This window comes from Moraxella sp., from assembly GCF_030525845.1.
Taxonomy (GTDB): Bacteria; Pseudomonadota; Gammaproteobacteria; order Pseudomonadales; family Moraxellaceae; genus Moraxella.
In genome coordinates this window covers 25420-34640 of the sequence record NZ_JAUNDY010000019.1, presented here as the reverse complement: position 1 = coordinate 34640, position 9221 = coordinate 25420, and the positions used below count along the sequence as shown (strand labels likewise).

Here is a 9221-nt window from a genome sequence, read left to right as displayed (position 1 = left end):
GAATCAACTCACGGGCAATAAACGGAAAAGTAACAAATAAAGTCGCCAAAACAATGCCGGGAACGGCAAAAATAATGTGAATGCCAAGACTTTCAAACCATTGCCCAATGATACTATTTGTCCCAAAAATCAAAATAAACATCAAACCTGCTACAACAGGCGAAACGGCAAAGGGCAAATCCAATAAAGTGGTGATTAAAAATTTGCCTTTAAATTTATGGCGAGTAACCAGCCACGCAATCGCCACGCCAATAATGGTGTTAATGGGCAAAATAATGGCACTGGTTAATAAAGTTAATTTAATGGCGTGCAAGGCTTCTGGGTCAATTAAAGCATTTTTGTAAGCCAATACGCCTTCTCTAAACGCTTCATAAAATACCGCAATGAGTGGCACAATGAGCATAATGCCCACAAATCCCAATGCCAAAAAAATCAATAAATATTTTAGCCAAATCGGGTCTTTGGTTGCGGGATTTGCTTGATAAGGATAACTTGAATGTCCTGCCATAAAACTCTCAAATGTTTTTTTAAATTGGTTTTTTTATAAAAAGAAATTAAAAATTGATATTTTTAACTATTTTGATTATCAATTTTAACATTCTATGATTATAAAAAATTAAAATAAAATGTTTAAATTGCCATAAAGTTAATTTGTTAATGGTGTGTGATAATTGAAATTAAAATCAATTGGTTTTTGCCCCAAGTTTTTTGGACAAGTGCCAATTTGCCAAATTAATCGCCGTCAAAACCACCAAAGATAATACCAGCATAAACAATGCCACACAACTTGCCCCTGCCACATCAAAATGTTCCAATTTTGAAATGATAATCAAGGGCAAAATCTCCGATTTCATTGGAATGTTGCCAGCAATAAAAATCACCGAGCCATATTCGCCCGTTGCCCGAGCGAACGCCATTCCCACGCCCATCAGCATTGCAGGGGCGATTTGTGGCAAAATCACCGCAAAAAATGTCTTAATTCGTCCTGCTCCCATCACGGCGGCGGCTTCTTCAAATTCCACCGACAAATCCGCCAAAACAGGTTGCACCGCCCGTACAATAAACGGGAACGACACCACGACAAGGGCAAGCCAAATCCCAGCAGGGGTAAAGGCGATTTTGATGCCAAACTTGGCAAACAGCGAGCCAAACAAGCCGTTGGGGGCGTACAGCGTGGCAAGGGCAATGCCTGTTACCGCAGTCGGCAAGGCAAAGGGCAAATCCACCAACGCATTGACAAATGACCGCCCAAAAAACTCATAGCGCACCAGCACCCACGCCACCAGCGTGCCAAAAATCAAATTGGTTAGGGCGGCAAGCCCTGCCATTTGTAAGGATAATTTAATGGCGTGTAGCACTTGCGGTTCGCTAATGGTCTTAATAATGGCGGAAAATCCCATATTATAAGTGGTAATCGCCATCATCAAAAACGGCAAAAAAACCAACAAGGACAGCGAAAAAACGCTAATGCCCAAACTTAGCCCAAAAAAGGGCATTACTTTTCTTTGTTTGATTTTTGGAGGTGGGGGATTGTAAGTGGTCATATTACAAAGTATATTATAGGATTAAAACTCTGATATTTTTAAATTAAAATTATCAATAATTCTAGCAAATTCTTATTAAAAATATCATTAACAATCACAAATCAAATCATTTAAAATTTTTATCCTTGTTTAAAAACAAAAGCAAGTTGGACTAATATTAGCCCAACTTAATGACCAATTTTAATTTATAAAATGGTTTTTATGCTATGGGCGAATTGCAATTCGCCCCTACACAATTCAATATTGATATAAATTAAAAAGGGCTATTTATAATTAACAATTATTTTGCGGATTTTGCCGCCCCATTTTCGGCAACCAATTTATCATAAATACCGCCATCTTTAAAATAATCGGTCATAATCGTATCCCACGAACCAAACACATCGGTCGCTCTAAATGTGGTCATTGCAGGGAATTTGTCCTTATTGGCTTCCATAATTGCAGGAACAGACGGACGCAAATTAAACTTCACCGCCAAGTTTTGAGCTTCATCGCTCCATAGGTATTTTAGGTACTCATCGGCAATGGCGGTTGTGCCTTTTTTGTCCGTTACAGAAGTTACGGTCGCCACAGGGTTTTCGGCACTGATTGAATAGCTTGGATAAACAATTTGCAGTTTTTTGTCGGCAAATTTGCTGACAATAGTGTGGGCTTCGTTTTCAAAGGTAATCAGCACATCGCCAATGTCTCGCTGAGCAAAAGTTGTCGTTGCTGCTCGTCCGCCACTTTCAAAAATGGCGACATTGTTGAGTAAGTTTTTGGCAAATTCGTCTGTTTTGGCGGTGTCTTTGTTAAAGGTGTGCAAGCCATAACCATACGCTCCCAAGAACGCATAACGCCCATTGCCTGTGGATTTGGGGTTGGCGATAACAAGTTCTAGCTTTTGATTGGCAAGGCTGTCCCAATCCTTGATGGCTTTGGGGTTGCCGTCTCGCACCAAAAACACAATCGTGCTGGTAAATGGCACGGCGTGGTTGGGCAAATCAGACTCCCAAGTGGGCTTGACCAGATTGTTTTTGGCAAGCACTTCAATGTCCGAGCCTTGATTCATTGTGGCAACATCGGCTTGCAAGCCATTGACAATGGACAGAGCTTGTTTGCTAGAACCGCCGTGTGATTGCTTGATTACAATGTTGGCGTTCGGGTCTTTGGTTTTGTAATAATTGGCAAATAGGGGGTTGTATTCATTATAAAAATCGCGTGAAACATCGTACGAGACATTTAGAATTTCGGTCGTTCCCCTTTGTGTGCTGGCTTTATCACCACCACAGGCAGTCAGTGTTAGGGCAACTAAGGCGGCACTTAAAATTTTGGTGCTAGAAGTTTCTATTTTCATTGTTATGCTCATAAATAGGGAATTAAGAAAGTTTGCATAGTTTAAAAGATTTTGGGAAATTGTGTATATGTCAATTTGGAATAAGGATAGGTAAGTTTGGTATTTACACCAAAAACAGACATCATAGGATATGAATAAAAAAACCAACCGCCAAATTGGGGTTGGTTATCAAATGTGATTTTAATCGCTCATTTTATGGCGGATTTTGGCACAATTCCCACATTTCTTTTTTGCTTAATAATTCGCCATCACTATCTTCTTGAAAAATAATATTTTGTACCGTTGGTGTCGCAACATAAGCGGTTTGACCGCGTTTGTCTGTAATGCCTCGATATTGATGTGGTTTTTCGCCACACACAATCAGTATATAAGCAAAAGCCCACAAGGGTCTGTCAAGTTGGTCTGCAAACACAGGTTGTCCGCCGTAGTTACCCTTGCCTGTTCGTGGGCGTAAATTCCAGCCTTTTGGGTTGACAGGTTGTTCAAAAGCAAAAACATCTGTACGACCATAGCGGTCTGTTACGCCTTGAAAAATTTTTTTCTCATCTTTAACAAAAGGCAAATCCACATCGCTATGGCTTAAAGCATAGGGTTGGTTTGGCATAATATAATTATTAGAAGCAGGGTACAATAACACCATACGATAGCGATAATCACCTTTGCCATAGATGCGTGCATTGCGAAAATCATGAGTGAAATAAAAAGTCTCATGGCGGTCGGCGGAATTAAGATTGGTGGTTTGTTTTGAGTATACGCCATTGGGTACTGTGGCTTGATTGGGGTGCAAAGTTTGACAGCCTGATAACATTAGCACAAAAGCCGTTAAATATATCACTTTATCAGTCATATTTTTATCCTTAATCGCCAAAAACTTATGGTTTATTGTATATTATTTCCAATAAAAAACCAATTAAAATTTTATGCCGTTATTTTTACTAGCAATGACTCAAAATGGTGTTATTATCATTTTAAGTACATCAAACCAAATACTCCAAACTCGGTAAATTTAAAGGTGGGTGTGCCGACAAATCCACGAGTTTAACAAAATCATCGCCTTTGATATAATGCAACACATATTCTGATGTGTAATCGCCTTTTTTGGATTTTTCATAATGGGGAATGCCAATATGATAATGCCAAAGGTTGTGCGTTTTGGCATAAAGTATTCGTTCACTCCAATTGGGGTGCGTCATTGGCACATCATCGGACGATTTATTGCGACCTTGCAAGCCGTCAAAGCCAAATTGCTCAATGTGTTTAGCAAAAGCACGAATTTTAATTTGGTCAGCTTTTGGAAAATTATTAAAATGTTTTAGGAAAATTTGCCCAAATCTGACTTCCATTATACTTTCTCCGAAATAAAATCATCATCGGTTAAATTTTCTACCCACGCAAAAAAATCATCGTCATTATCAAATTTTGGCATTACTACATAAGGGGCTTCCACCGCCTTTTTCATCCGCTCCAAATCATAATCAAAATCACCTTTGGCATAGCTTGGTTGCACGGCTTTATCATTTTTTAAATTCATCTTTTGTTCAACCACCACAGGCGGTAAGGTACTTAATTCTATTGGCATTTTTTGCTCCAAATTTAACTTTATATCCTTTTATTTTACCACAAACCCCCAATTTTTAGCCAAATTTTTCCTTCCACAAATCCCTAACCCCACCATTTCCCTTAACCCTATATGAATTTTTGGAATAAAAAAACGGCTAATCGGCATTTATCAAATAGCCAAAAACCCTTTACCATACGCCTTATTTTAGCCAAATTCCAACGAGATTAGCCAAATGTACCAATATTCCTACGCCGACCAAGCCCTAGTAAACGAACGAGTCGCCCAATACCGCCACCAAACCCAGCGTTTCTTGGCAGGCGAACTCCCCGAAGACGAATTTTTGCCAATCCGCCTACAAAACGGCTTATATGTCCAACGCCACGCCCCGATGCTTCGTGTCGCCATTCCCTACGGACTTTTGGTAAGCTACCAACTTCGCACGCTGGCTCGCATTGCGGACGACTACGACCGTGGCTACGGACATTTTACCACCCGCACCAATATTCAATTTAACTGGGTGGAACTGCCCAAAGTCCCCGACATTTTACAGCTTTTGGCGGACAACCAAATGCACGCCATTCAAACCTCAGGCAACTGCATTCGTAACACCACCACCGACCCCTTTGCAGGCGTGAGTGTGGACGAGATTGCCGACCCACGCCCCTACTGCGAAATCATCCGCCAATGGAGTACCTTCCACCCAGAATTTGCCTATTTGCCACGCAAATTCAAAATTGCCGTCATCGGCTCAAAAATTGACCGCTCGGCAAGCCAACTGCACGACATTGGCTTGCACCTTGTCAAACAAAATGGCGAAATCGGCTTTGAAGTCATTGTTGGTGGGGGACTGGGTCGTACGCCGATTATTGGTAAAGTGATTAAAGAATTTTTGCCACGCCGTCATTTATTAAGTTATTTGGACGCTATTCTGCGTGTGTATAATTTGGAAGGCAGACGAGATAATAAATACAAAGCCCGTATCAAAATCTTGGTAGAAAGTTTGGGAGCAGAAGAATTTGCCCAAAAAGTAGAAACTGAATGGCAATTTTCTAAAAATGGCGAACTGACTTTATCTGATGAGCATTTTAAAAAAGCGGAGAGTTATTTTACTTCCCCTGATTATGAATCGTTGGATTTATTAACTGAAACTAATAAATTAAAAACCCAATTAGACAGCAATAAAGCCTTTAAAAATTGGTATGAACACAATACCGTCAATCATAAAATCAACGGCTATCGTGCGGTGGTCATTTCTTTAAAAGCAGGGCTAATTAAATATAAAGACGGCACAGAAAAATTTGTTCCGTCTGGCGATATGACAAGTCATCAAATGCGAGCTTTGGCGGATTTGGCGGACAAATACAGCTTTGGCGAAATCCGTGTTACCCATCATCAAAATGTGATTTTATCCGATATTGAATTTAGCGATTTGTATGCTTTATGGCAAGCCTTAGATGAATTAAATTTGGCTCGCCCCAATATTGGCACGCTGACCGATATGATTGTTTGCCCAGGCTTTGATTATTGCTCACTTGCTAATGCCACCACCCATAATATCGCCCAAAATATTGAAAAAGCCTTTGACGATTTGGATTATTTGTATGATTTGGGCGACATTCGTTTGAATATGTCTGGCTGTATGAATGCCTGTGCTCATCATCATATTGGCGATATTGGCATTTTGGGCGTGGACAAAAAAGGCGAGCATTGGTATCAGATAAGCCTTGGCGGTAATGGCGGTAGTAATGCCAAATTGGGTCAGATATTAGGCAAAGCTGTGCCTGCCGATGAAGTGGCTAATACCATAAAAACCATTGCCAAAGTCTATAAAGATAACCGACAAGAAAATGCCGATGAGATAGAACGCTTTGGCGAGTTTGTCAGTCGTGTGGGGATTGAGCCTTTTAAAACGGCGGTTTATGGGTAATTCAATATAGTAATGATTTGTAGGGGCGAATTGCAATTCGCCCAATAGCAAATGAAATGGGGATTTAAAATGTATTTGGTTGAATTTGAAAATCAAGAAATTACTAAAACACCAGTCAATGTTTCTTTATTAACTCATAAAGCAAGTGAGTTGCAAGAAAATGCGGTATTTGATTTTATTAAAAACCACGAACAAACGGCTCATTTTTTAAAAACGGCTGTTTTGTTTGATGAATTAGAAAATTTTAATCAAGAATGTCATACGGTCATTTTGACGGCGGATAATTCGTCCAATGACATTGAAAAATTGGTCAATGATTTTGGATTTTATGACATCATCTTTTTTGTCCAAGACTTTAAAGATGGTAGAACTTTTAGTTTAATTCGCTATTTAAGAAATTTAAGTTTTTTTGGTAGTATTTATTTGCTTGGCAATTATGGACTTGACCAAGCAGGCTATTATTTTAAATCAGGGGCGACAGGGTTTTTTGTTAAAGATGAGCAATTGGACACCCTATTAAAAACCCTAGATGATTTAAAAAGCGGACATTTTGGACAATCGGCAAAAGCCTTGCCAATGTTTCAATAATAAATCATCAACAAAAAAGCCTAATGTTATGTTGGGCTTTTTGTTGTCTATGATGATATTTTATTCCAAAATAGATTAATGATGGTGAATTTTATAAGATTACAAAGTAGTCATTTTATTTTATCATAAGTCATTTTTTTAATCCCATGGAGTAATTTTATGTCAAAGACCATCGTCAACGAAACCAATCTTGGCGAGTATAACACCTCATTAACAGATAAATCCCCCAAAGAAATCGTAGAATAGGCATCTTCTATTGCCAAAACCCAATCATCGCCAATTTTCGCCCTTATAAGGCGGTGATTTTGCACCTTGTGGCGATGGGCGGCATTCCTGAGGTGGATAGCCCATCGCATGATGAATTTTAGCCGTTTCGCCGTGCTTTATCAGAATTGAGCCCTGATGTGTGGTTTACCACCATTTGTAGCGAACAAACTGAGTTCGTGATGCATTGGATGTGCTGAGTCCGTCCAAAGACGAGGTGTTAAAAGTTGCACCGTTGTACCATTTAAAATCTGATGAACTTAACCAATATTTGACCGATAATGGATTGCCTGGCATTGGCGAATATGGTGAATTTGATTATTTTGACCCAACCAAAGCTCTTGCCCATCGTGAGTGTGGATTGCATACGCAGATTTAAGGCAAAATTGGTCGTATTGATAAACCTTCAAATCATGATGATTTGAGGGTTTGGGCTTATTTGGGCTAAATGGTAGAAATATCCAAAGCCTATGCAGAATTAACATCTACAATAGTAGAAATTAAATAAAGTCGTTAGACACAATGCCAAGTAAAATTTGGCTCTGAATCTACAATAGTAGAAATTAAATAAAGTCGTTAGACATATAAAATTCACTGTAATTACTACAAAATCTACAATAGTAGAAATTAAATAAAGTCGTTAGACATCAAAACCAGATGATATATGAGGCAATCTACAATAGTAGAAATTAAATAAAGTCGTTAGACAATAACCCCTTTAATTAGGGGTTATTTATCTACAATAGTAGAAATTAAATAAAGTCGTTAGACCTACATTATGCGAAGTTTTTGCGATTTAATCTACAATAGTAGAAATTAAATAAAGTCGTTAGACTCATCTTTTGGGCTTTTGGTTTTTCCATTATCTACAATAGTAGAAATTAAATAAAGTCGTTAGACATTAAACCAATACATTAATAGTATTGCATCTACAATAGTAGAAATTAAATAAAGTCGTTAGACAAATACATACATCACACAAACTTATCTATCTACAATAGTAGAAATTAAATAAAGTCGTTAGACGATTTAGATGATGAACCGCATTTATGTATCTACAATAGTAGAAATTAAATAAAGTCGTTAGACGGCTGTGGGCTTGCTTTTCCGTTGCAATATCTACAATAGTAGAAATTAAATAAAGTCGTTAGACTTCTTGTTACTGGTGCTAATGGACACGGATCTACAATAGTAGAAATTAAATAAAGTCGTTAGACACTCTGTCGAAGCGATGACCCATCGCAATCTACAATAGTAGAAATTAAATAAAGTCGTTAGACATGAAGTCAAACAGGCGGTAGAACGCCAATCTACAATAGTAGAAATTAAATAAAGTCGTTAGACACAAAGGCAATTTCATGCGGTGGCAATTATCTACAATAGTAGAAATTAAATAAAGTCGTTAGACTTTTAAAGCAATGGCATGGGCAACCGAATCTACAATAGTAGAAATTAAATAAAGTCGTTAGACAACTTGCGTTGTCATTCGGGGGGCTTATCTACAATAGTAGAAATTAAATAAAGTCGTTAGACAAAATCACTAAAAGCCAAAAAATCCATATCTACAATAGTAGAAATTAAATAAAGTCGTTAGACCCCGTTTTGAGGTAAATTGACCAAAAATAGTCACATGATGGTTAAAATTTAAACAAATTTCTCTCATTTTACCTCAAAAACTAAAAAATCACAGCAGGAAGACTCAGGTTTGTTTTGTGAGTTGTCAAGAAACATCACAACACCAATAAATCCTGCACGCGATGAACTGCATTGCCAAAACGCAATACTTCTCGCTCTGTAAATCTGAATATTATAACACTATCCGCCCCGCAAAACAAGGGTTCAAATTCGTGTTTTATTCTTTGTGTAACGATATTTAAAATGCGTTCACTATTTTGAATTTCATACACCGAATATTGCAGTCGGTCGCCATATTCCATTAAAAATTTGGCAAATTTTGTTCGCACTTTATTATCGCTAATATCATAACTAACAATAATCATT

9 protein-coding genes, 1 pseudogene and 1 CRISPR repeat array are annotated in these 9221 nt (G+C 38.1%); of the genes and pseudogenes, 3 read left to right on the top strand and 7 right to left on the bottom strand.

Annotated features, from left to right (window positions below; all coding sequences use genetic code 11):
- From Q4B79_RS07485 to Q4B79_RS07460, 6 genes and pseudogenes are all read right to left on the bottom strand, one after another.
- Positions 1 to 508 (bottom strand): annotated as a pseudogene (locus Q4B79_RS07485) (sulfate ABC transporter permease subunit CysW); the annotation flags it as partial.
- A gap of 175 nt (positions 509 to 683) precedes the next feature.
- Positions 684 to 1544 (bottom strand): sulfate ABC transporter permease subunit CysT, encoded by an 861-nt coding sequence (gene cysT / locus Q4B79_RS07480; protein WP_303085803.1) that lies wholly within the window; start codon positions 1542 to 1544, stop codon positions 684 to 686.
- 280 nt (positions 1545 to 1824) lie between these two features.
- Complete coding sequence (locus tag Q4B79_RS07475; protein WP_303085802.1) at positions 1825 to 2880, bottom strand: sulfate ABC transporter substrate-binding protein; 1056 nt, start codon at positions 2878 to 2880, stop codon at positions 1825 to 1827.
- A gap of 193 nt (positions 2881 to 3073) precedes the next feature.
- A complete protein-coding gene (locus Q4B79_RS07470; RefSeq protein WP_303085801.1) occupies positions 3074 to 3727 on the bottom strand; it encodes a hypothetical protein in 654 nt (217 codons plus the stop codon).
- 130 nt (positions 3728 to 3857) lie between these two features.
- On the bottom strand, positions 3858 to 4223 hold the full coding sequence (locus tag Q4B79_RS07465; protein WP_303085800.1) for a hypothetical protein: 366 nt from the start codon (positions 4221 to 4223) through the stop codon (positions 3858 to 3860).
- Positions 4223 to 4459 carry a hypothetical protein gene (locus tag Q4B79_RS07460; protein ID WP_303085799.1) on the bottom strand — a complete coding sequence of 79 codons (237 nt, stop codon included), beginning with the start codon at positions 4457 to 4459 and terminating at the stop codon, positions 4223 to 4225. The genes Q4B79_RS07465 and Q4B79_RS07460 overlap by 1 nt, the downstream gene beginning before the upstream one ends.
- A gap of 214 nt (positions 4460 to 4673) precedes the next feature.
- Here Q4B79_RS07460 and Q4B79_RS07455 point away from each other — a divergent pair, with 214 nt between their 5' ends.
- The 3 genes from Q4B79_RS07455 to Q4B79_RS07445 all read left to right on the top strand — a co-directional run bounded on the left by Q4B79_RS07455 (position 4674) and on the right by Q4B79_RS07445 (position 7599).
- A complete protein-coding gene (locus Q4B79_RS07455) occupies positions 4674 to 6368 on the top strand; it encodes a nitrite/sulfite reductase (RefSeq protein WP_303085798.1) in 1695 nt (564 codons plus the stop codon).
- A 69-nt stretch (positions 6369 to 6437) separates the two neighbouring features.
- Positions 6438 to 6956 (top strand): DUF934 domain-containing protein, encoded by a 519-nt coding sequence (locus Q4B79_RS07450; RefSeq protein ID WP_303085797.1) that lies wholly within the window; start codon positions 6438 to 6440, stop codon positions 6954 to 6956.
- A 457-nt stretch (positions 6957 to 7413) separates the two neighbouring features.
- Positions 7414 to 7599, top strand: coding sequence for a hypothetical protein (locus Q4B79_RS07445; RefSeq protein ID WP_303085796.1), 186 nt, complete (start codon positions 7414 to 7416; stop codon positions 7597 to 7599).
- A 104-nt stretch (positions 7600 to 7703) separates the two neighbouring features.
- Positions 7704 to 8816: a CRISPR direct-repeat array (repeat unit 36 nt; unit sequence ATCTACAATAGTAGAAATTAAATAAAGTCGTTAGAC).
- Positions 8817 to 8950: 134 nt separating this feature from the next.
- Here the strand turns inward: Q4B79_RS07445 and cas2 are convergent.
- Positions 8951 to 9220 (bottom strand): CRISPR-associated endonuclease Cas2, encoded by a 270-nt coding sequence (gene cas2, locus Q4B79_RS07440; protein ID WP_303085795.1) that lies wholly within the window; start codon positions 9218 to 9220, stop codon positions 8951 to 8953.
- Position 9221 lies beyond the last annotated feature (1 nt).

Bases quoted from the DNA above. Each gene is read 5' to 3' on its own strand.
- cysT (WP_303085803.1), bottom strand. From the start codon at position 1,544: ATGACCACTTACAATCCCCCACCTCCAAAAATCAAACAAAGAAAAGTA.
- Q4B79_RS07475 (WP_303085802.1), bottom strand. From the start codon at position 2,880: ATGAAAATAGAAACTTCTAGCACCAAAATTTTAAGTGCCGCCTTAGTT.
- Q4B79_RS07470 (WP_303085801.1), bottom strand. From the start codon at position 3,727: ATGACTGATAAAGTGATATATTTAACGGCTTTTGTGCTAATGTTATCA.
- Q4B79_RS07465 (WP_303085800.1), bottom strand. From the start codon at position 4,223: ATGGAAGTCAGATTTGGGCAAATTTTCCTAAAACATTTTAATAATTTT.
- Q4B79_RS07460 (WP_303085799.1), bottom strand. From the start codon at position 4,459: ATGCCAATAGAATTAAGTACCTTACCGCCTGTGGTGGTTGAACAAAAG.
- Q4B79_RS07455 (WP_303085798.1), top strand. From the start codon at position 4,674: ATGTACCAATATTCCTACGCCGACCAAGCCCTAGTAAACGAACGAGTC.
- Q4B79_RS07450 (WP_303085797.1), top strand. From the start codon at position 6,438: ATGTATTTGGTTGAATTTGAAAATCAAGAAATTACTAAAACACCAGTC.
- cas2 (WP_303085795.1), bottom strand. From the start codon at position 9,220: ATGATTATTGTTAGTTATGATATTAGCGATAATAAAGTGCGAACAAAA.